23 protein-coding genes are annotated in these 20500 nt (G+C 38.3%); 22 read left to right on the top strand and 1 reads right to left on the bottom strand.

Features of this window, described 5'->3' with window-relative positions:
* The first annotated feature begins 140 nt into the window (after positions 1-140).
* The 15 genes from aroC (at position 141) to QRE67_RS07495 (ending at position 13443) form a co-directional block, all read left to right on the top strand.
* Positions 141-1313 carry a chorismate synthase gene (aroC, locus tag QRE67_RS07425; protein WP_286124260.1) on the top strand — a complete coding sequence of 391 codons (1173 nt, stop codon included), beginning with the start codon at positions 141-143 and terminating at the stop codon, positions 1311-1313.
* Positions 1313-2404 (top strand): 3-dehydroquinate synthase, encoded by a 1092-nt coding sequence (aroB, locus tag QRE67_RS07430; protein ID WP_286124261.1) that lies wholly within the window; start codon positions 1313-1315, stop codon positions 2402-2404. The genes aroC and aroB overlap by 1 nt, the downstream gene beginning before the upstream one ends.
* The gene (aroH, locus tag QRE67_RS07435; protein WP_286124262.1) at positions 2401-2775 is read left to right on the top strand and encodes a chorismate mutase; all 375 of its coding nucleotides are present in this window, start codon (positions 2401-2403) and stop codon (positions 2773-2775) included. The genes aroB and aroH overlap by 4 nt, the downstream gene beginning before the upstream one ends.
* Before the next feature lie 150 nt (positions 2776-2925).
* Positions 2926-4038 carry a histidinol-phosphate transaminase gene (gene hisC, locus QRE67_RS07440; RefSeq protein WP_286124263.1) on the top strand — a complete coding sequence of 371 codons (1113 nt, stop codon included), beginning with the start codon at positions 2926-2928 and terminating at the stop codon, positions 4036-4038.
* A 137-nt stretch (positions 4039-4175) separates the two neighbouring features.
* Positions 4176-5459 (top strand): 3-phosphoshikimate 1-carboxyvinyltransferase, encoded by a 1284-nt coding sequence (aroA, locus tag QRE67_RS07445; protein WP_286124264.1) that lies wholly within the window; start codon positions 4176-4178, stop codon positions 5457-5459.
* Between the two features lie 87 nt (positions 5460-5546).
* Positions 5547-6809: a tetratricopeptide repeat protein gene (locus QRE67_RS07450; RefSeq protein WP_286124265.1), complete on the top strand. Its 1263-nt coding sequence runs from the start codon at positions 5547-5549 to the stop codon at positions 6807-6809.
* A 76-nt stretch (positions 6810-6885) separates the two neighbouring features.
* Positions 6886-7422 (top strand): ReoY family proteolytic degradation factor, encoded by a 537-nt coding sequence (locus QRE67_RS07455; RefSeq protein ID WP_286124266.1) that lies wholly within the window; start codon positions 6886-6888, stop codon positions 7420-7422.
* Positions 7423-7644: 222 nt separating this feature from the next.
* Positions 7645-8103 (top strand): YpiF family protein, encoded by a 459-nt coding sequence (locus QRE67_RS07460; protein WP_286124267.1) that lies wholly within the window; start codon positions 7645-7647, stop codon positions 8101-8103.
* Positions 8104-8244: 141 nt separating this feature from the next.
* Positions 8245-8757, top strand: coding sequence for a menaquinol-cytochrome c reductase iron-sulfur subunit (gene qcrA / locus QRE67_RS07465; RefSeq protein WP_286124268.1), 513 nt, complete (start codon positions 8245-8247; stop codon positions 8755-8757).
* Positions 8758-9432, top strand: coding sequence for a menaquinol-cytochrome c reductase cytochrome b subunit (gene qcrB / locus QRE67_RS07470; RefSeq protein ID WP_286124269.1), 675 nt, complete (start codon positions 8758-8760; stop codon positions 9430-9432).
* 56 nt (positions 9433-9488) lie between these two features.
* Positions 9489-10256, top strand: a complete 768-nt coding sequence (qcrC, locus tag QRE67_RS07475) for a menaquinol-cytochrome c reductase cytochrome b/c subunit (RefSeq protein ID WP_286124270.1) — start codon at positions 9489-9491, stop codon at positions 10254-10256.
* 107 nt (positions 10257-10363) lie between these two features.
* A complete protein-coding gene (gene lhaT / locus QRE67_RS07480; protein ID WP_286124271.1) occupies positions 10364-10954 on the top strand; it encodes a lipoprotein heptaprenylglyceryl N-acetyltransferase LhaT in 591 nt (196 codons plus the stop codon).
* Positions 10955-11027: 73 nt separating this feature from the next.
* Complete coding sequence (ypjB, locus tag QRE67_RS07485) at positions 11028-11816, top strand: sporulation protein YpjB (RefSeq protein WP_286124272.1); 789 nt, start codon at positions 11028-11030, stop codon at positions 11814-11816.
* Between the two features lie 104 nt (positions 11817-11920).
* Positions 11921-12604, top strand: coding sequence for a zinc metallopeptidase (locus QRE67_RS07490; RefSeq protein ID WP_286125209.1), 684 nt, complete (start codon positions 11921-11923; stop codon positions 12602-12604).
* 197 nt (positions 12605-12801) lie between these two features.
* On the top strand, positions 12802-13443 hold the full coding sequence (locus QRE67_RS07495; protein ID WP_483298699.1) for a uracil-DNA glycosylase: 642 nt from the start codon (positions 12802-12804) through the stop codon (positions 13441-13443).
* A gap of 134 nt (positions 13444-13577) precedes the next feature.
* Here the strand turns inward: QRE67_RS07495 and QRE67_RS07500 are convergent, their stop codons facing one another.
* Positions 13578-14459 (bottom strand): YitT family protein, encoded by an 882-nt coding sequence (locus tag QRE67_RS07500; RefSeq protein WP_286124273.1) that lies wholly within the window; start codon positions 14457-14459, stop codon positions 13578-13580.
* A 260-nt stretch (positions 14460-14719) separates the two neighbouring features.
* On the opposite strand from QRE67_RS07500, the gene QRE67_RS07505 reads away from it, so the two are divergent.
* Genes QRE67_RS07505 through QRE67_RS07535 form a run of 7 tightly spaced genes read left to right on the top strand, consistent with a single transcriptional unit; the run spans position 14720 to position 20274 of the window.
* Entirely contained in the window at positions 14720-15064 is a 345-nt protein-coding gene (locus QRE67_RS07505) for a nucleotide pyrophosphohydrolase (protein ID WP_286125211.1), read from the top strand.
* Positions 15061-15861, top strand: coding sequence for a 4-hydroxy-tetrahydrodipicolinate reductase (gene dapB / locus QRE67_RS07510; protein ID WP_286124274.1), 801 nt, complete (start codon positions 15061-15063; stop codon positions 15859-15861). Before QRE67_RS07505 ends, dapB begins: the two co-directional genes overlap by 4 nt.
* 14 nt (positions 15862-15875) lie before the next feature.
* Positions 15876-16271: a methylglyoxal synthase gene (gene mgsA, locus QRE67_RS07515; protein WP_286124275.1), complete on the top strand. Its 396-nt coding sequence runs from the start codon at positions 15876-15878 to the stop codon at positions 16269-16271.
* A gap of 11 nt (positions 16272-16282) precedes the next feature.
* On the top strand, positions 16283-16987 hold the full coding sequence (gene bshB1, locus QRE67_RS07520) for a bacillithiol biosynthesis deacetylase BshB1 (protein ID WP_286124276.1): 705 nt from the start codon (positions 16283-16285) through the stop codon (positions 16985-16987).
* The gene (gene bshA, locus QRE67_RS07525) at positions 16984-18129 is read left to right on the top strand and encodes an N-acetyl-alpha-D-glucosaminyl L-malate synthase BshA (protein WP_286124277.1); all 1146 of its coding nucleotides are present in this window, start codon (positions 16984-16986) and stop codon (positions 18127-18129) included. The genes bshB1 and bshA overlap by 4 nt, the downstream gene beginning before the upstream one ends.
* Positions 18116-19309, top strand: coding sequence for a CCA tRNA nucleotidyltransferase (locus tag QRE67_RS07530; RefSeq protein WP_286124278.1), 1194 nt, complete (start codon positions 18116-18118; stop codon positions 19307-19309). The genes bshA and QRE67_RS07530 overlap by 14 nt, the downstream gene beginning before the upstream one ends.
* Complete coding sequence (locus tag QRE67_RS07535) at positions 19294-20274, top strand: biotin--[acetyl-CoA-carboxylase] ligase (RefSeq protein ID WP_286124279.1); 981 nt, start codon at positions 19294-19296, stop codon at positions 20272-20274. Before QRE67_RS07530 ends, QRE67_RS07535 begins: the two co-directional genes overlap by 16 nt.
* Positions 20275-20500: the final 226 nt, after the last annotated feature.

Here is a 20500-nt window from a genome sequence, read left to right on the forward strand (position 1 = left end):
AATCACTGTGGTAACAGTGAAAAGCGCAAGGAGAGGGTTCATACTCTTCTTGCGCTTTTTTAGTTTCAAATAGTTACGAAGCCATGTTGGTTATGATATATTGATACATAAATAACTTTATGAAAAGGGGAGTAACCGAGATGCGATACATCACAGCTGGTGAATCTCATGGTCCGCAACTTACGACAATTCTAGAAGGTATCCCAGCAGGGTTATCTTTAGTAGCGGATGATATAAATGAAGAATTAGCAAGAAGACAGAAAGGTTATGGCCGCGGTCGGCGCATGCAAATTGAAAAAGATCAAGTGCAAATTGTAAGTGGTGTCAGACATGGCTATACGCTTGGAGGACCAATTGCACTCGTTGTAGAAAATCGTGATTTTACACATTGGACGAAAATCATGGGTGCGGGGCTGTTAACAGAACAAGAAACAAAAGAAATGAAACGACAAATTACAAGGCCAAGACCTGGTCATGCTGATTTAAATGGCGCGATTAAATACGGACATCGTGATATGAGAAATGTACTTGAGCGTTCGTCAGCACGTGAAACAACAGTTCGGGTTGCAGCAGGAGCTGTTGCAAAGCAGATTTTGGCAGAATTAGGTGTGAAAGTTGCTGGTCATGTGATTGAAATCGGCGGTGTACAAGCAGAAAAACTTACATATGAATCTATAGAGAAATTGCAAGAGATTACAGAAGCATCCCCTGTTCGTTGTTTAGATGAAGAAGCGGGTCAAAAGATGATGAAGGCAATTGATGATGCGAAAACAAGTGGGGATTCCATCGGAGGAATTGTCGAAGTTGTCGTGGAAGGCATGCCAATTGGAGTCGGGAGCTATGTACACTATGATCGCAAACTGGATGCAAAATTAGCAGCCGCAGTGATGAGTATTAATGCTTTTAAAGGTGTGGAAATTGGTATTGGATTTGAAGCTGCACATCAGCCAGGTAGCCTTGTGCACGATGAAATTCTTTGGGATAAAGAAAAGGGCTATACGAGACGGACAAATCATGCAGGTGGTTTTGAAGGCGGCATGACAACGGGAATGCCGGTCGTTGTCCGCGGCGTCATGAAACCTATTCCAACACTATATAAGCCGCTTCAAAGTGTTGATATTGATACAAAAGAATCTTTTGCCGCAAGCATTGAGCGTTCTGATAGTTGTGCTGTACCAGCTGCTAGCGTTGTAGCGGAAGCTGTTGTTGCTTGGGAATTAGCGAAAGCTTTAGTAGAACAGTTTGGCACGGATCGTATGGATTGTATTCGTGAAAATATTGAGAAACATAATGAATATGCGAGGGGATTTTAATGGAGAACATACATATTCAAACGCAGTCTAAAGAATATGGTGTATACGTTGGAAAAGATGCGTTGTCACAATTGACAACGCTTGTTCAAAATATGAAACCAGCTGTTTCTAATGTTATGGTGATTTCTGACGAAGCGGTTGCATCGTTTCATTTAGAAGAAGTTATGAATACGCTGCAAATAGAACAAAATGTTTTTTCATTTATTGTTCCGAGCGGAGAAAAAGAAAAATCATTTGAGAATTATTATGCGGCGCAAACATCAGCGCTTGAAAGTGGAATGGATCGTCATTCTTTAATTATTGCGCTCGGCGGTGGAATGATTGGAGATTTAGCAGGTTTCGTTGCCGCGACATTTATGCGTGGTATTCGTTTTGTACAAGTTCCAACAACGTTACTTGCGCATGATAGTGCTGTTGGAGGAAAAGTTGCAATCAATCATCCGCTAGGAAAAAATATGATTGGAGCGTTTCATCAGCCGGAAGCAGTTCTGTATCATACGCCATTTTTAAATTCCTTACCGGAAAAAGAGTGGCGCTCAGGATTTGCTGAAGCGATTAAGCACGCTCTTATCGGCGATGTTGAACTGTATCACTGGTTAAAACGTGAAGTGAAAACGTTAGAAGAGTTAAGAGATGAAAAATTGATATATACACTGAAGCGAGCAATTCCTGTGAAAGCGAAAATTGTAGCACAGGATGAAACAGAACAAGGCGTACGTGCTCATTTGAACTTTGGACATACGTTAGGACATGCTCTTGAAAAAGAAATAGGCTACGGCAATATAACGCATGGTGATGGAGTAGCAATTGGCATGTTATTCGCTATATTTTTAAGTGAACAACTCTACAAAGTAGACCTTGGTTATATAGAGCTGAAGTGTTGGTTTGCTCAGTATGGTTATCCAAATATGCCAAGTCACTTGAACATAGAGCGTCTTGTACAAGTGATGAAACAAGATAAAAAGGCGAACGCTGGAATTATTCGTATGGTACTTATGCAGGAATTAGGGGTGGTGAATGTCGTATCTATTTCAGATGAGACCGTTCACGCTGCATTAGAAGCATTTCAAAGAGAGGGGGAATTTATTTGATCCGCGCAATTCGTGGCGCGATTACCGTTAAACATAATGAAACTGGGGAGATATTGACTGCAACAGAGCGTTTAGTGAAAGAAATAGCAAATGAAAATGGAATCTGTCCCACTGATATTGTATCGGTGTTAATTTCTACGACAGCTGATATAAATGCGTGCTTTCCAGCTGCGGCATTAAGACGTGTGGAAGGTTGGGCTTATGTACCGGTTATGTGCGTAAAAGAAATAGAAGTACCGAATGCTTTGCAGAAATGTATTCGTGTAATGATGACGGTCATGACAAAGCAAATGCAGCATGAAGTGAAGCATGTATATTTGGAGAAGGCGACAGGGCTGCGGCCTGATTTATCCCGTATTAACGGGCAATAACCCCCCACCTCAAGATTCAGAGAGAAACGAAGGATAGGTGGGGAATAACTGCCCGTAAAAGCCCGATTGGTGAGGGCTAATTATCAGTGGGGGATGAAGAATTCCTACTGATAAAAGTTTTACTTTATCAAAATGACAGGGGGAAATAGAATGAGAGTAAAAGAGCAATTGCTAACTTTGAAAGCATATGTACCTGGACGAAACATTGAAGAAGTAAAGAGACAATATGGATTATCAAAAATTGTAAAATTAGCATCGAACGAAAATCCATTTGGATGTTCTAAGCGTGCGATAGAAGCGATAGGCTCATTAGCTTCACAATATGCTTTATATCCAGATGGAGCGGCTTTTGAGCTTCGTGAAAAGGTAGCAGCCCACCTTCATGTGAAACCACAGCAACTATTGTTTGGTAGTGGATTAGACGAAGTAATTCAAATGATTAGCCGTGCTTTGTTGCAAAAAGGTACAAATGTTGTGATGGCGAATCCAACATTTTCGCAATATTGTCACCATGCTGTGATTGAAGGCGCAGAAGTGCGCGAAGTACCATTAAAAGATGGGATTCATGATTTAGACGCAATGCTAAAGCAAATTGATGACAGAACACAAATCGTTTGGATTTGTAACCCGAACAATCCAACAGGAACATATGTAGAAAAGCAAAAGTTACTTTCATTCTTAGAGGCAGTGCCAAAGACAACGCTTGTTATTATGGACGAAGCGTACTATGAGTATGCAGGAGCAGAAGATTTCCCACAAACGTTACCGCTTCTTGAAAAATATAAAAATGTAATGGTATTACGCACATTTTCAAAAGCGTATGGATTAGCAGCTTTCCGAATTGGCTATGCAGTTGGAAATGAGAAGTTGATTCAACAGCTAGAAGTAGCAAGGCTACCGTTTAATACTTCGGCAATTGCTCAAGTTGTTGCAAGTGCAGCAGTAGAAGATCAAGCGTTTTTACAAGAATGTGTGAAATTAAATAAAGAAGGATTACAGCAGTATTATACATTCTGTAAGGAGTACGATGTATTTTATTATCCATCACAAACAAATTTCATCTTCTTGAAGCTTGGTCTTCCTGGTGATGAGGTATTTGAAAGATTGATGCAAAAAGGATATGTTGTTCGTTCTGGAGGAGCGTTCGGCTTACCGGACGGTATTCGCATTACTGTTGGTCTAAAAGAAGAAAATGATGAGATTATTGGGTTGCTTACGGAACTTGTGAAAGAGGAAGTAAAAAAAGAAGAAACATACTCTTAAGAAAAGAAACGGCTCCAGTTATAGGAGTCGTTTTCTTTCTCTATATTTGCACGATGAAGAAGGAAAGCGGTACAATAAAGATAGATGATATACGTGAGCAATGAAGCATATTGTAACAATTGATAGAGGTGAGAAAAGTGAAAGAATTAATAAAGTGTAAAAGTGGTTTAAATGGAACCATTGCTGTTCCTGGAGATAAGTCTATTTCACATCGTGCTGTTATGTTTGGAGCCATAGCAGAAGGAACAACGAAAATCTCGAACTTTTTACAAGGAGAAGATTGTTTAAGTACGATTTCTTGCTTTCAAAAATTAGGGATAACGATTGAACAAAATGGAAACGATGTCACTGTATATGGAAAAGGGCTAGATGGTTTACGGGAACCAAAAGACGTACTAGATGTGGGGAATTCGGGAACGACAATTCGTCTCATGCTCGGTATTTTAGCGAATGCACCTTTTCATTGTACTGTAATTGGAGATTCATCGATTGGAAAACGTCCAATGAAGCGTGTCACAGGTCCGCTTCGTGAAATGGGAGCTAAAATTGATGGGAGAGAAGATGGGCAATATACTCCCCTGTCTATTCGTGGGGGAAATGTAATAGGTATACACTATCATTCTCCTGTAGCAAGTGCACAAGTGAAATCAGCTATTTTACTTGCTAGTTTACAAGGAGAAGGCGTGACGTCCGTAACTGAGCCTTTGCAATCGCGTGATCACACTGAGCGGATGTTACGTGCGTTTGGATGTGCTGTGAATGTACAAGGACTAACGGTTTCTTTACAAGGTGGTCAATCACTTGTTGCAACGGACATTGAAGTGCCAGGAGATATTTCTTCGGCTGCCTTTTTCTTAGTAGCGGGTGCCATTGTACCAAGTAGTAAAATTGTATTGAAAAATGTTGGTTTAAACCCAACGCGAACAGGAATTCTAGATGTACTATCGGAAATGGGAGCTACCATCTCAATCAACAATATTCGTAATGAAGAGTTTGAACCATGCGGAGATATTGCAATTGAAACATCCAAACTGAAAGGAATTGAAATTAGTGGTTCTCTTATTCCGAGGTTAATTGATGAAATTCCTATTATTGCTTTACTCGCAACACAGGCAGAGGGAACAACGATTATTAAAAATGCGGAGGAATTAAAAGTAAAAGAAACAAACCGCATTGATACAGTTGTCGATGAGCTCCAAAAACTAGGTGCACAGATAGAGGCAACGGAAGATGGTATGATTATTTATGGAAATCAGGCATTACACGGAAGTGTTGTCGATAGTCATGGAGATCATCGCATCGGCATGATGCTGGCAATCGCTTCCTGTATAGCAGGTGAAGGAGTGAAAATTGAAAATAGTGATGCAGTTGCTGTGTCATATCCAAACTTCTTTGACCAGTTAGAAGCGCTGCAAAGTTAAAGGAATCTTTTCTGGTTGCTTACCAGATAACTGTTGTTTATGATTAATGAACAGAAGAATATATTTTAAGAATTAAAGGAGATATTTATGCAAAAGTTTGAACAAGCTGTTTCTTACATTGAAAACGGCGAAGTAGAAAAAGGATTACAACAATTAAAAGAACAAGTAAAACAAGGGACAGACGAGGAGAAATATGACATTTCTCGTTACTATCATACGCTTGGATTTATTGATGAAGCGTTAGCGATTATAGAAGATTTACGTTTGTTATATCCTGAAGAAAGTGAGTTTACGTTATTTTTAGCAGAACTATATATTGATTTAGATAAAGAAGATGAGGCGATTGAAGTGCTTCATGATATTGCTGAAGATGATGAACTCTATGTTCAATCTCTATTACTTGTAGCTGATTTATTTCAAATGCAAGGCTTTGATGATGTTGCGGAACAAAAGCTATTAAAAGCAAAAGAGCTGATGCCAGAAGAGCCTGTTATCACCTTTGGACTAGCCGAATTGTATAGCAGCAAAGGTGAGGATCAAAAAGCAATTGCCTATTATCAGTCATTGTTAGCGGAGCATAAAGTGATGGGTGGTGTTGTTATTGCACTCCGCCTTGCAGAAACTTTAAGTGCAATTGGGAAATGGGAAGAAGCAATTTCTTATTATGAAGAAGGATTAGAAGAGCAAAAAGACATTCATTCTCTATTTGGATATGCATTCACGCTATATCAAGGAGAAGAGTATCAAAGAGCGATTGGGGTATGGCAAGAGTTAAAAGAACTAGATCCAGAATACGCTTCTTTATATATGTATTTAGCAAAATGCTATGAAAAAGAAGGTATGCTGCAAGAAAGCTACGAAACGCTTCAAGAAGGTATCAAAATCGACGAGCTGTCTGTGCCACTTTATGTAGAACTTGCACATATCACTGCAAAACTAGGTAGATTAAGTGAAGCGGAAGAGTTACTGCAAAAAGCATTGAAACTTGATCCAAGTCATTTGGGTGCGATTTTGAAATATGCATATATTTTAAAAGAACAAGAGAAATATGAAGAACTAATCGATGTTGTGGAAACAGCAATTGATAATGGGGAACAAGATACACAATTGCTTTGGGATCTTGCGTTTGCGAAAAAACAATTAGAAATGTATTCAGATGCATTAAAGCACTATGAAAGTGCATATACTTCTTTTAAGAATCATCCAGATTTCTTGGAAGAGTACGGTTATTTCTTGTTAGAGGAAGGTTTGCGAAAAGAGGCGAAAGAAGTATTTACAAGCTTGATACAACTAGACCCGACACAAATTCACATCGAAGAATTGCTATATAATTTAGAGGATTTTTCATAAATTGGAAGGAAACTGAATGCTGCTTCTTGAATCTAAATAAGTAAGAAAAAGAAAGACAGAGGAGGGATTAAGCGCTATGAATACCCCTGTTTCTGTAAACGAGAAGAAGGATTTTGTAAAATGGTTTTTAAACAATTACCAACTGAAACAGCGTGAATGTGTATGGATTTTAAATTATTTAATGAGTCACGATCAATTAATGCATAAAGTCCATTTCGTAGAACATGCGAAATATTGTCCCCGAGGTTTGATGATGTCAGCAAATTGCGTAAAAGACACACCATTTCATTTCTTTAAACAAAATGTTATGACGACGGATGCAGAAAAGTCGTTTCATGATATTCGTTTAAATCGAGATGAAGATATTTATATTCAACTTAACTTTAAATCTTCGTTTCAAAATGCAAATTATGTTGCGGTACTAGAAGAAAATCCATATTTACCAAAGCATATTGAAGTAAATGAAAAAGATCGTTTACTTGCAGAGCGATTTTTAGAAGAAAGTGTATATTCATTTCGGAGGGACCGACTTTTAAAGTTAATTGATGAGGCGCTGGATAGTCAGGATAGGGAAGCGTTTTGTAAGTTGACAGAGGAATTAAAGGGCTTGTAATGAAGACTGTTGTTGGATTTGTTTAATTTTGACAATTTTTTGACTGTTTAAAAGAAAAACTACCTAATATAGGTAGTTTTTCTTTTTTTACCTGTTTCAGTATGGTTTAATAGATATAAAGTGAAAGTTCTGTCATTTAAGGTGGGGTAAAGTGGAAATTTCGTTAGTGGAGTATCCTACTGCCCGCAAATAGCGGGATAAAAGGCAAAGGGGGGATGTATTGTGAAATGGGCTGTAAAAGATGCAGAGCAATTTGAACAAGCAAGAGAGTATGTAGATACAGGTATTATACCCCTTCTTTCTATTTCAGTTGCAAAAGAAATGAAGTCTATTGTAGAACAAGGAGAATTCATTATAGCGTTAAGTCGGGAATTAGAACGGGAATATAAAGGAAGGGTGCTTCTACTACCTGCGTTTACTTATTTAACAGAACAACAAGAGCAGGAACAAGAACGCTTGCAAGACTGGACAAACCATCTTAAAGAGCAGGGGTTGAAACATATTGCTTATGTTACAAGTGACTTTGCATGGAAAGAAGCTGCGGATGCATTAACAGGAAATTTATTTTGGCTACCAGCTCTATCACTAGAACAATTCAGTGATCAAGCGAAAAGAGAAGTAATTCACGTCCATATAAAAAACATAATGGATTTATTAACAGAAAAGTGGGAAAATAAATAATAAGCAGATAGTTCTTATGATTATGAGTAGTATGATATTGACCTGTGCATTACGGTATTATATCATGATAGTGTCCTAGTTTTTATTTTTTATATTGTTTTGTCACGGGGGGACAATTTCTGATAGAGGGGGGAAATTTTCGTGAGCGAGAAGGAACATCGTGTGTCAAGAAGACAATTTTTAAACTACACACTTACAGGTGTAGGAGGATTTATGGCAGCTGGGATTTTAATGCCGATGACGCGCTTTGCACTTGATCCAGTTTTAAGGAAAGAAGCAGGGGGAGATATGGTTGCTGTTGCTCAAGTAAAGGAGATTACAACGGAACCAAAACGCTTCGACTTTAAGGTGAAGCAGGTTGATGGATGGTATAAATCCGAAGAGCCAAAATCAGCATGGGTGCATAAAGATGAAAGCGGAGACATTATAGCGTTTTCTCCGGTTTGTAAGCATTTAGGATGTACAGTGAACTGGAATTCAGACAAGTCACATCCTAATCAATTCTATTGCCCATGTCACGGGGGGCGTTACACAAAAGATGGTATGAATATAAAGGGAACACCGCCTCTTGCTCCACTTGATGTGTATGAATCCAAAGTGAAAGATGGAACGCTTTATTTAGGAAAAGCAAAGCCAAGAGGGGGTGCGAAATAGATGTTAAATAAAATTTATGATTGGGTGGACGAGCGGTTAGATATTACACCGTTGTGGCGTGATATTGCCGACCATGAAGTGCCCGAACATGTAAACCCAGCGCATCACTTTTCGGCATTTGTCTACTGCTTTGGAGGATTGACGTTCTTTGTTACTGTTATTCAAATTTTGTCAGGAATGTTCTTGACGATGTATTATGTACCAGACATTAAAAATGCCTGGGAATCAGTTTATTATTTACAAAATGAAGTTGCATATGGACAAATTGTTCGCGGTATGCACCATTGGGGTGCTAGTCTTGTAATTGTGATGATGTTTTTACATACACTTCGAGTTTTCTTCCAAGGTGCATATAAAAAGCCTCGTGAATTAAACTGGATTGTCGGTGTCCTTATTTTCTTCGTTATGTTAGGTCTTGGTTTTACAGGATATTTATTACCTTGGGATATGAAAGCGTTATTTGCTACAAAAGTAGGGATTCAAATTGCAGAGCAAACGCCGCTTATTGGTCCTTACATTAAAACGTTACTTGCCGGTCATTCCGAAATTGTCGGTGCTCAAACATTAACTCGCTTCTTTGCTATTCACGTATTCTTCTTGCCAGCAGCATTACTTGGGCTCATGGCATTCCACTTCATCATGATTCGCAAACAAGGTATTTCCGGTCCACTATAAGAGATTGTTAGGTTTAAAAGGGGAAAAGAATTGAATTGAATTGAAGGAGGGAGATTATGCATCGCGGCAAAGGGATGAAGTTTGTCGGAGATTCGCGAGTACCTGTCAATAGGAAACCGAATATTCCGAAAGATTATTCAGAATACCCAGGGAAAACAGAAGCATTTTGGCCAAACTTCTTGTTAAAAGAATGGATGGTTGGTGCGGTTTTTTTAATCGGTTATTTATGTTTAACTGTGGCGCATCCGTCACCACTAGAGAGAATGGCAGATCCTACAGATGCGGGATATATACCACTTCCAGACTGGTATTTCTTATTTCTGTATCAACTCTTGAAGTACTCATATGCATCTGGTTCATTTACTGTAATCGGTGCGTTTATTATGCCAGGGATTGCGTTTGGAGCATTATTATTAGCTCCGTTTCTAGATCGTGGTCCTGAAAGACGTCCGTTGAAACGTCCAGTGGCGACAGGATTTATGCTTTTGGCAATTGCTTCTATCATCTTTTTAACATGGGAATCCGTAGCTACACATGACTGGGAAGCTGCAAAAAAACAAGGTGCAATTGTTAAAACGACACCAGTCGATAAAAACGATGAAGGTTATAAATTGATGCAAAAAAATACATGTTTAACATGTCACGGTGATAATTTACAAGGCGGAGCAGCCGCTCCGGCATTGCAAAACTTAACGTTAAAGCCGGAAGAAGTCGCAAAAATTGCGAAAGATGGAAAAGGTGCAATGCCTAAAGGAGTATTTAAAGGAACGGATGAAGAGCTGAAGAAGCTTTCGGAATTCATTGCAAAGTATAATAAGAAATAAGAGAAGGGAAGGCTGACTGCAAATTTGTAGTCAGCTTTTCTCGTATATATAGAAAAGTTTGCTATAATATGCATGAATGTATGTGAAGAAAGTTGAGGGATAATAGCGTGACATTTTTATATTCGATATTGAGAGGGCGTATGTTTTTATGGCTCTTACTCATCATTAATACTTTTGGTACGATTTATGGATATATTTGGTATCAATATCAACTGATTGAAACACCGCCTATTTTTATACCTTTTGTGCCTGATAGTCCAACAGCTAGTTTATTTTTTGTATTTGTATTAATTGCTTTTCTTCAGAAAAAAAACTGGGGGTTAATGGAGGCCCTAGCTATTGTAACTTTATTTAAATATGGTGTATGGGCTGTGGTGATGAACGTACTACTCATCATTGTACAGGGAGATATCGGCTGGGCCGGCTATATGTTAATTGCTTCCCACGGTGCAATGGCAATTCAAGGGTTATTATATGCACCGTTTTACCGCATAAAGTGTTGGCATTTTGCTCTAGCAGCGGTTTGGACCGTGCATAATGACATCATTGATTATGTATTTAGACAAATGCCAAGATATGGCGTGCTAGATGCATATTATCAACCAATTGGCTATTTTACATTTTGGCTCAGCATTCTGGTATTAGGAATCACCTATTATTTATGCATGAGAAAAGGGCGTCTGCAGTTCTCCCTATAGTGGTTCAAATATCTCTGTTCTATTCTTGTCCACCCCAACATATTTTGTACTAGTAGTTATAGGGGGGACCGGAATGAAAAAAGTATTAATTGGAATGATAACATTTCTGTTTATATTGTTTCCTGTACGTATATATGCTGAAAACTGGAATGAGTTAACGGGGATATTAGATGATTCCTTGCAGTTTGTAAAACAAGAAGAGTATAGGAAAGCAACACAAGTGTTGAAGCATTTTTCAGAGCAATTTTTATTGCGAGAGAACGCGAAGAAAGAGAAACTATCACCAAAGCACTTCCGAACGATTTCTCTTGCGTATGACCGAGCGCAGCAGTCGCTAGCGGAACAAACTGTAAGTCAGCAGATCAAAATAGATGATGTATTGGCATTGCAACTTGCAGTAGATGCGGAAGTATCTAAGTATCAACCACTTTGGATTGAGCGAGAAGAGCATATAATGGGTGCTTTTGCAAAAGTAGAAAAATCAATTCAAACAGAGGATGATGAGCGGTTTCAAAAATCATTAAATACATTCTTGCATGAATTTGATGTAATTTATCCAAGTTTAATGATTGTCTTGCCAGAAAATCAATTACAGCGTGTGAATGCGCATTTATCTTATTTAGATGAATTTCGTAATGTCATGTTAAAAAACAAAAGTGGACAAACGCAAATTGGCATTATAAAAGGGGATTTACAAAAAATATTCCGAACGGCAAAGAAGGATGAAGTAGATTCTTCGCTTATCTGGTTTATGACGATTACCGGTGGGCTTATTCTGTTTACATTAACATACGTTGGTTGGAGAAAATATAAAGGTGAGAAAGCAAAACGCAAAAGCGCAATGCATTCTAAAAACCGATAACATTGTCAATTATGAAACGAATTGTAAGGTTTCTTAATTGACAATGTTAGGAGAAAAAAATAGAATTGATAGTATTACAATTACGACTTCAATGGAGGTTCATGATGGCTTTTTACTTAATTTACTTCGCGATCATTATGATCATACCGTTGTATGCACAGTCTAAAGTGCGAAGTGCTTATAGTAAGTATTCACAAGTGTATTCAACATCAGGTATGACAGGCGCGGAAGTGGCTCGCAAAATTTTAGATGAAAATGGTTTGTACAATGTCGCTGTAGAAGAAACGCCAGGACATTTATCAGATCACTATGATCCAACAGCAAAAACGGTTCGTTTGTCAACGGACAATTATTATGGTCATTCAGTTGCTGGAACAGCTGTAGCAGCTCATGAAGTAGGACATGCGATACAAGATGCGAAGGATTATAGTTTTATGCGCTTTCGTCACTCACTAGTTCCGGTTGCGAACTTCGGATCTAATATCTCTTGGGTGTTCATTATGATTGGTATGTTTGCAACAATGACAAAACTGCTGTTGCTAGGAATTATTTTAATGGCAGTAGGTGTACTTTTCCAACTTGTAACATTACCAGTTGAGTTCGATGCTTCAAAGCGTGCAATGAAGCAAATTGAAGCACTTGGTATTGTATCAACAGATGAATATGGGCAAGCTCGTAAAGTGTTAAACGCAGCTGCTTTAACGTACGTTGCAGCAGCAGCGGTAGCAGTATTCGAACTGCTTCGCTTATTATTAGTTTATACAGGTATGCAGCGCAGTGATGATTAAGACTATCGATTCCGATAGTCTTTTTTTATCCCGTAAAAGCCCGATTGGTTCAACTGATTTTCTTTTGAAAATGAATAAAGGGAATAATTTGTATATTGATTCATAGAAATAAAACGTCATTCTTGGCTAACATAGTGTAATGATTTTATAAGAGAAAGTTATAATAAAGGTAGTTAAAGTGATCATGAATGAAGGTGATGATTGTGCAATATCCAGATTTATTAGTAAGAAGTGTGAAAGAGCGTAGCGCGCCTTATCCATTAGAGGGGTTTGTGTATGGACAAGGGCTAGGACAACCAAAACTGATGCTTGTAGGGGAAGCACCGGGAGAAACAGAAATTCATAATGGTATTCCTTTTAGTGGAAGAGCGGGAATTCATTTAATGGAATTTTTGGAGCGAATTGGTGTGACAAGAGAAGAAGTATACATTACGAGTGCTGTGCGAGGTCGCCCTTATAAATGGAGAGAGAAACGAGAGCGAAATGGACAGGTTGTACAGCGGAAATATAATCGAACGCCGAACCAACAGGAAATACTTGCACATGCTCCTATATTGGATTATGAAATGGAACACATTCAGGCACCACTTATTGTGACACTAGGAAACATTGCTTTAAAGCGTCTTGCAGGACCAGATAAAAAGATTTCCGATATTCATGGGCAATTATTGAAGCAGCCAGTGCGCAGATTGAGAAATAATCAAAGTACAGAGTATATATGGACGGAGAAAGTATATAACATTTTTCCGACTTTTCATCCAGCTTCTATTTTTTATAATCGGAGTTTATTGGAATTAATTTATGAGGATTTAGAAGTATTGAAGAGATACATACAGTGAAAATTTTTCTATTATGTATATGGGCAGGTAACGAAATAAAAAGCTATCTGGTTCGATAGCTTTTTATTTATCCCGCATTAACGTGCAATAATATCCCCTACTGATCAAAGTTTCACTTTATGTTAAGCCTCTAGTTAATTATGTAATGGGTTTTTATTTTCATCTAATGTAAAACCTTCTCCAACCACATCATGTACATCACTTACCGCCACGAATGCATGTGGATCAACAGAAGTAATGATATTTTTCAGTTTTACAATTTCATTTTTCCCAACTACGCAATAGAGAACATTTCGTTCAATTTTTGTATAGGTACCGACCGCTTTTAAAAAAGTTGCCCCGCGTTCCATTTCTGATAAAATTTTGTCTGCAATCTCATCGTTTTTATCCGAAATGATGGTTGCTCCTTTTGCGGCATATGCTCCTTCTTGCATAAAATCGATAACCCTTGCTCCGATAAAGACAGCAACTAATGTATACATGCCTTCGCGATAGGATAAGTAAGTAAGGATAGAGATAGCAATGACAACTGCATCAAACATAAACATCGTTTTACCCATACTCCAGCCAATATATTTATGTGCTAACCGTGCGATAATATCGACGCCACCCGTTGTACCACCATATTTAAATATAATTCCAAGTCCAATTCCGATAAACGCGCCGGCGAATAATGCCGCTAACGTCATATCATTTTGTAAGTTTAAATGTAAATTTAGTGATTCATAACGCTGGAAAATCCAAAGAAATAAAGAGACGCTAAACGTTCCAATTAATGTGTATAAGAAGGTTGTTCGTCCGAGCAATTTCCAGCCAACGAAAAAGAGAGGGATGTTTAAAATTAAGTTTGTATAAGAAGGATCGAGTGAGAATAGAAAGTACAGTAATAATGTAATTCCTGTAAATCCACCTTCTGCTAGATGGTTTTCAATATTAATATTGACGATACCAAAAGAAAAAATAGCGGAACCGATCAGAATAAAAAAAATGTTTCGAATCTTTAAATTTGTTTTCATGTAGCATGCCCCCTATTATGTAGTTGTCACTCCGCTCCGCTGAAACGGCTAATAAGAAGAAAAAATGAAGAAAAAGCAAACCACTCGTAAGAGCCCGATTGGTGAGGGCTGACCTTTTGCAAAAAACGCTGCAAAAGAAAGGTTCACTTTATTATAGTCTATCCAAAAAAACGTGGCAAATGGAGCGGAAAGTGGAATAATATTTGTCAAATCGTGATGAATTGGCTAACATGAAAGAAGAAGGATTAGAGGTGAATAATATGGAACAAAAAACGATGAAAGATATGCAAAAGGAAGTAGATGCATATATTGGTCAATTTAAAGAAGGTTATTTTAGTCCGCTTGCCATGATGGCTCGTTTAACAGAAGAAATGGGTGAACTTGCAAGAGAAGTGAATCATTATTACGGTGAAAAACCGAAAAAAACGACTGAAAAAGAACGAACAATTGAAGAAGAACTTGGAGATGTATTATTTGTTATGATTTGTATGGCAAATAGTTTACATATTGATTTAGAAACAGCACATAACATCGTAATGAATAAATTTAATACACGTGATAAGGATCGCTGGACACGTATTGAAGAGGGAGAGAAAGAAGAATGAAAGACATTAGAGTAATTATTGCAGGGCCGAGAGGACGTATGGGACACGAAGCGGTACTTCTTATGGAAAGAACACCACATTTTCAATTAGTAGCAGCGATTGATTATAAACATGGTGGCGAAAAGATCGCTGACATTGCTGGAATGCCTGCATTGGATGCACCAATTTATGCGGACTTACATACTTGTTTAAACGAAGTAGAAGCGGATGTACTACTAGATTTAACAACACCAGAAGTAGGGAAAAAACATGTGACGCTTGCTGTGGAACATGGTCTGCGTTCCGTAATTGGAACGACAGGTTTTACTGAAGAAGAATTACAACACTTAACGGAGACTACAAGAGAAAAACAAGTCGGTACAATTATCGCTCCAAACTTCGCAATTGGTGCGGTATTGATGATGAAGTTTTCTCAAATGGCAGCAAAATATTTCCAAGATGTTGAAGTTATTGAATTACATCATGATCAGAAGTTAGATGCACCGTCTGGAACCGCTGTGAAAACGGTAGATTTAATTCGCCAAAACCGTGAGCAAAAACAGCAAGGTCATCCAAATGAAACGGAACAATTAAAAGGTGCACGTGGTGCAAATGTGGATGGCATTCACATTCATAGTGTGCGGTTACCAGGACTTATTGCGCATCAAGAAGTATTATTTGGTGGAGATGGACAGATGTTAACAGTTCGTCATGATTCTTTCAACCGTGCATCATTTATGTCAGGTGTAAAATTATCCATCGAAACAGTAATGGAGCTTGATCATCTTGTATACGGTTTAGAAAACATTATCGACTAAAGGGGAGACTACCGATGAAGATTGCCTTAATTGCACACGACAAAAAGAAAGATGATATGGTTTCGTTTGCATACGCATACAAACCAATTTTCGAAAAACATGAACTCTTTGCAACAGGGACAACAGGTCTTCGTATTATGGAAGCGACTGGCATGTCTGTAACAAGATATCAGTCCGGTCCTCTTGGCGGTGATCAAGAAATTGGTGCAATGATTGCGAAAAACGATTTAGATATGGTGATCTTCTTTCGGGATCCACTAACGGCACAACCACATGAGCCGGATGTGAATGCATTACTTCGTTTATGTGATGTGTACGCGATTCCCCTTGCAACGAATATGGCAAGTGCTGAGATGTTAATGCATGCATTAGAACGAGGAGATTTAGACTACCGAAAGCTAAGAAAATGAGGAGAACAATTATGAGTGGATTACATATATTAGCGTTTGGAGCCCATGCCGATGATGTTGAAATCGGTATGGCTGGCACCATTGCGAAATATACAAAACAAGGATATGAAGTTGGTATTTGTGATTTAACAGAAGCTGACTTATCTTCGAATGGAACGGTGGAATTACGGAAACAAGAAGCACTAGCAGCTGCCCATATTATGGGAGTGAAAGAGCGTATAAACTTAGCGATGCCGGACCGTGGTTTATATATGAAGAAAGAGTATATAAGAGAAATCGTGAAAATCATTCGAACATATAAGCCAACGCTCATCTTCGCACCTTATTACGAAGATCGTCATCCGGACCATGCAAATTGTGCAAAACTTGTGGAAGAGGCTGTTTTTTCAGCTGGTGTTCGTAAATATATGCCGGAAATTCAACCGCACCGTGTGCAATCTTTTTATTACTATATGATCAATGGTTTTCATAAACCAAATTTCTGTATTGATATTAGCGAGCATCTTACTGAAAAAGTATCGTCATTAGAAGCATATGAAAGCCAATTTACAACGGGGAGTGATGGCGTAAAGACACCTTTAACGGAAGGATATGTTGAAACGGTTATTGCCCGTGAAAAAATGTTCGGAAAAGAAGTTGGGGTTATGTATGCGGAAGGGTTTATGAGCAAAAAGCCAGTTTTGTTACATGCGGATTTAATAGGGGGATATAAATGAAATTGAAAATAGGCATTACATGTTACCCTTCAGTTGGCGGTTCTGGAGTTGTCGGAACAGAGTTAGGAAAACAATTAGCAGAACGCGGACATGAGATTCATTTTATTACATCTGGTCTGCCATTTCGGTTGAATAAAGTATACCCTAACATTTACTTTCATGAAGTAACGGTAAATCAATATTCTGTTTTTCAATATCCACCATATGATTTAGCATTAGCAAGCAAAATGGCAGAAGTTGCACAGAGAGAACAATTGGATGTTTTACATGTGCATTATGCGATTCCACACGCAATCTGTGCGTATTTAGCAAGGCAGATGATTGGAGAGAACATAAAGATTGTTACTACGTTACATGGGACAGATATTACGGTACTCGGATCGGACCCATCCTTAAATAATTTAATTCGTTTTGGAATTGAGCAATCTGATGTTGTAACAGCTGTATCTCGTTCATTAATTGAAGAAACAGCTGAGCTTGTGAAGCCGAAAAAGGATATCCAAACTGTATACAATTTCATTGATGAACGAGTGTATTTCAAACGTGACATGTCGCAACTTAAGAAAGAATATGGCATAAAAGAAGATGAAAAAGTGCTAATTCATATTTCGAATTTCCGAAAAGTCAAGCGTGCGCAAGATATCGTACAGTCATTTGCTCGAATTGTAAAACAAGTTAAGACAAAGCTATTGCTTGTTGGGGATGGTCCTGAGTTTTGTACTATTTTACAACTTGTGAAAAGTTTACATATTGAAGAACATGTTTTATTTTTAGGGAAACAGGATAATGTAGCTGAGCTTCTTGCGATGAGTGATTTAATGTTGCTTTTATCAGAAAAAGAAAGCTTTGGTCTCGTCTTGCTTGAAGCAATGGCATGTGGTGTGCCTTGCATCGGTACGCGCGTTGGTGGTATCCCGGAAGTGATTCAACATGGTGAAACCGGATACTTATGTGAAGTTGGCGATATTCATGGAATAGCGGAGCAAGCAACCAAGTTACTTAAAAATGAAGAACTCCATCGTAATATGGCACAGCGAGCAATGGAAGCTGTACATGAACAATTTCGTTCAGAAAAAATTGTTTCACAATATGAAACGATTTACTATGACATACTAAGGGATGACAAAAATGAAACAATTTAAACGAGCTGCATTGATTATTGAAACATTAAAGCAGCATGGTTTTGAAGCGTATTTTGTTGGAGGGAGCGTTCGTGATTCTATTATTGGACGACCAATTGGTGATATTGATATCGCAACATCCGCCCTTCCAGAAGAGGTAATGCGTCTGTTTCCACGGCACGTTCCTGTCGGTCTTGAACACGGTACTGTCATTGTTGTACAGGAAGGTGTCCCGTATGAAGTGACGACCTTTCGAACAGAGAGTGATTATGAAGATTTTCGACGTCCAAGCAGTGTTCAATTTGTTCGTTCGTTAGAAGAAGATTTAAAGCGCCGAGATTTTACAATGAATGCGATTGCGATGACCGAACATGGAGAAATAATTGATTTGTTTGGTGGACAAGAAGCAATTGCAAAGAAAGAAATTGCAACGGTAGGGAATGCTGCAGATCGTTTTCAAGAAGATGCCCTTCGTATGATGCGTGGTATTCGCTTCGTTAGTACACTTGGATTTTCTTTGGAGGAACAAACCAAGCAAGCGATTGAGACGTATGGACATTTGCTAGAACATATAGCAATCGAAAGAATTACAGTCGAATTTGAAAAACTATTGACTGGTACATATTGTACAAAAGGACTTCAGCATTTAATAGCAACAAAGCTATTTGAGCATTTACCATATTTGCAAATGTCAGAATCCACTATTTCGGAAGCGACGCAATATAATTGGGACTCTTTCGAAACGGAAATTGAAATATGGGCATTCTTTTTACATTGTATTGGTGAAGAGCATCCATCTGTTTTCTTACGCCAATGGAAATTTTCAAATAAAAAAATAAAAGATATTGTAGCTGTTATACTAGCAATTCATTCTCGAAAAACAAAAGCTTGGGATGCAGTTTCTCTATATAAAACGGGTAATGAGATTGCTTTAATGGCAGAAAGAGTGTATCAAGTGATGATAGAGAAGTATGATCTGTTTGCTGTACATGAGGTACAGTCTTTATTTGATGCACTGCCAATTCATAACCGTCAGGAAATGAACGTGAGTGGTAATGATTTATTAGTTTGGACAGAAAAAACACCAGGCCCATGGGTAGCAGAAGTGTTACAAAAGATTGAGGAAGAAGTATTGTATGGAAGATTAGAGAATGAGAAAGAGAACATAAGGGAGTGGCTACAGCAATGCAATCTACTATGAGAAAACAATTATTACAAATTTTTTCTGAAGCAGATGGCGAATTTGTATCCGGTCAAACAATTAGCGACAAGCTTGGCTGCTCAAGAACTGCAGTTTGGAAGCATATGGAGGATCTTAGAAGTGAGGGATATGAATTAGAAGCTGTTCGTCGCCTTGGATATCGAATTAATAGTAAACCGGATAAAGTAACAGCAAATGAAATTCAATTGGGCTTACAGACAGAATTTATCGGCAGAACCGTTTATTTTGAGGAATCAGTAGAGTCAACGCAGCATATTGCGGCACGGCTTGCATATGAAGGGGCAGCCGAAGGAACAATTGTTGTGGCTGAAGAACAATTGGCCGGTCGCGGTCGCTTAAGCCGAAAGTGGCATTCACCGAAAGGTACGGGAATTTGGATGAGCATTATTTTACGCCCAACAGTTCCGGTTCATCAAGCACCACAGCTTACTTTATTAGCAGCTGTTAGCGTTGCACAAGCAATTGAAAAATGTACAGGTGTGAATGTGGGCATTAAATGGCCAAATGATATTTTAATTCAAGGGAAAAAAGCTGTTGGCATATTAACAGAGATGCAAGCAGATCCAGATAAAATTAATGCTGTCATTATTGGAATTGGCATTAATGTAAATCAAAAACAGGAACATTTTGCTGATGAAATCCAACATATTGCGACTTCTTTAGCAATTGAAGTAGGAAAACCAATCGCTCGAGCAGAGCTTATGCAACATATCTTTTTACAAATGGAAAAGTTGTACCAAGAATATTTGAAAAATGGATTCTCTGTTATTAAACTTCTTTGGGAGAGTTATGCAGTGAGCATTGGAAAAGAAATTACGGCTCGTACGATGAAAGATGCAATTACCGGTGTTGCAAAAGGAATTACAGCGGATGGTGTACTCATGTTAGAAGATCATGAAGGGCATATTCATCATATTCATTCTGCAGATATAGAAATAAAGTAAAAGGAAGCTTCCAAGAAGGGAGCTTCTTTTTACTTTATCCCGCAGTAATACCTCCGTCTCAAAATTCGGCAGGAAGTCAAGAAGTTAGGTGGGGGATAAAGACCTTCCCACTGATAAAAGTCTCACTTCATGAACCATGCGTATATCGTTGTGTGTGCCGGAGCAAATGAAATTTCATATACCGAATTATGAAGGGAATTTATTTTTTCAAAAAAGTGTAGCAATT

This window comes from Bacillus sp. DX3.1, from assembly GCF_030292155.1.
Lineage (GTDB): Bacteria > Bacillota > Bacilli > Bacillales > Bacillaceae_G > Bacillus_A.

Excerpts from the sequence above, each read along its gene's own strand:
- qcrB (WP_286124269.1), top strand. The coding sequence starts at position 8,758 with ATGTTAAATAAAATTTATGATTGGGTGGACGAGCGGTTAGATATTACA.
- bshA (WP_286124277.1), top strand. The coding sequence starts at position 16,984 with ATGAAATTGAAAATAGGCATTACATGTTACCCTTCAGTTGGCGGTTCT.
- QRE67_RS07535 (WP_286124279.1), top strand. The coding sequence starts at position 19,294 with ATGCAATCTACTATGAGAAAACAATTATTACAAATTTTTTCTGAAGCA.
- QRE67_RS07505 (WP_286125211.1), top strand. The coding sequence starts at position 14,720 with ATGGAACAAAAAACGATGAAAGATATGCAAAAGGAAGTAGATGCATAT.
- ypjB (WP_286124272.1), top strand. The coding sequence starts at position 11,028 with ATGAAAAAAGTATTAATTGGAATGATAACATTTCTGTTTATATTGTTT.
- QRE67_RS07455 (WP_286124266.1), top strand. The coding sequence starts at position 6,886 with ATGAATACCCCTGTTTCTGTAAACGAGAAGAAGGATTTTGTAAAATGG.
- qcrC (WP_286124270.1), top strand. The coding sequence starts at position 9,489 with ATGCATCGCGGCAAAGGGATGAAGTTTGTCGGAGATTCGCGAGTACCT.
- mgsA (WP_286124275.1), top strand. The coding sequence starts at position 15,876 with ATGAAGATTGCCTTAATTGCACACGACAAAAAGAAAGATGATATGGTT.
- QRE67_RS07450 (WP_286124265.1), top strand. The coding sequence starts at position 5,547 with ATGCAAAAGTTTGAACAAGCTGTTTCTTACATTGAAAACGGCGAAGTA.
- hisC (WP_286124263.1), top strand. The coding sequence starts at position 2,926 with ATGAGAGTAAAAGAGCAATTGCTAACTTTGAAAGCATATGTACCTGGA.
- QRE67_RS07495 (WP_483298699.1), top strand. The coding sequence starts at position 12,802 with ATGATTGTGCAATATCCAGATTTATTAGTAAGAAGTGTGAAAGAGCGT.
- bshB1 (WP_286124276.1), top strand. The coding sequence starts at position 16,283 with ATGAGTGGATTACATATATTAGCGTTTGGAGCCCATGCCGATGATGTT.
- QRE67_RS07490 (WP_286125209.1), top strand. The coding sequence starts at position 11,921 with ATGGCTTTTTACTTAATTTACTTCGCGATCATTATGATCATACCGTTG.
- QRE67_RS07500 (WP_286124273.1), bottom strand. The coding sequence starts at position 14,459 with ATGAAAACAAATTTAAAGATTCGAAACATTTTTTTTATTCTGATCGGT.
- dapB (WP_286124274.1), top strand. The coding sequence starts at position 15,061 with ATGAAAGACATTAGAGTAATTATTGCAGGGCCGAGAGGACGTATGGGA.
- aroC (WP_286124260.1), top strand. The coding sequence starts at position 141 with ATGCGATACATCACAGCTGGTGAATCTCATGGTCCGCAACTTACGACA.
- aroB (WP_286124261.1), top strand. The coding sequence starts at position 1,313 with ATGGAGAACATACATATTCAAACGCAGTCTAAAGAATATGGTGTATAC.
- QRE67_RS07530 (WP_286124278.1), top strand. The coding sequence starts at position 18,116 with ATGAAACAATTTAAACGAGCTGCATTGATTATTGAAACATTAAAGCAG.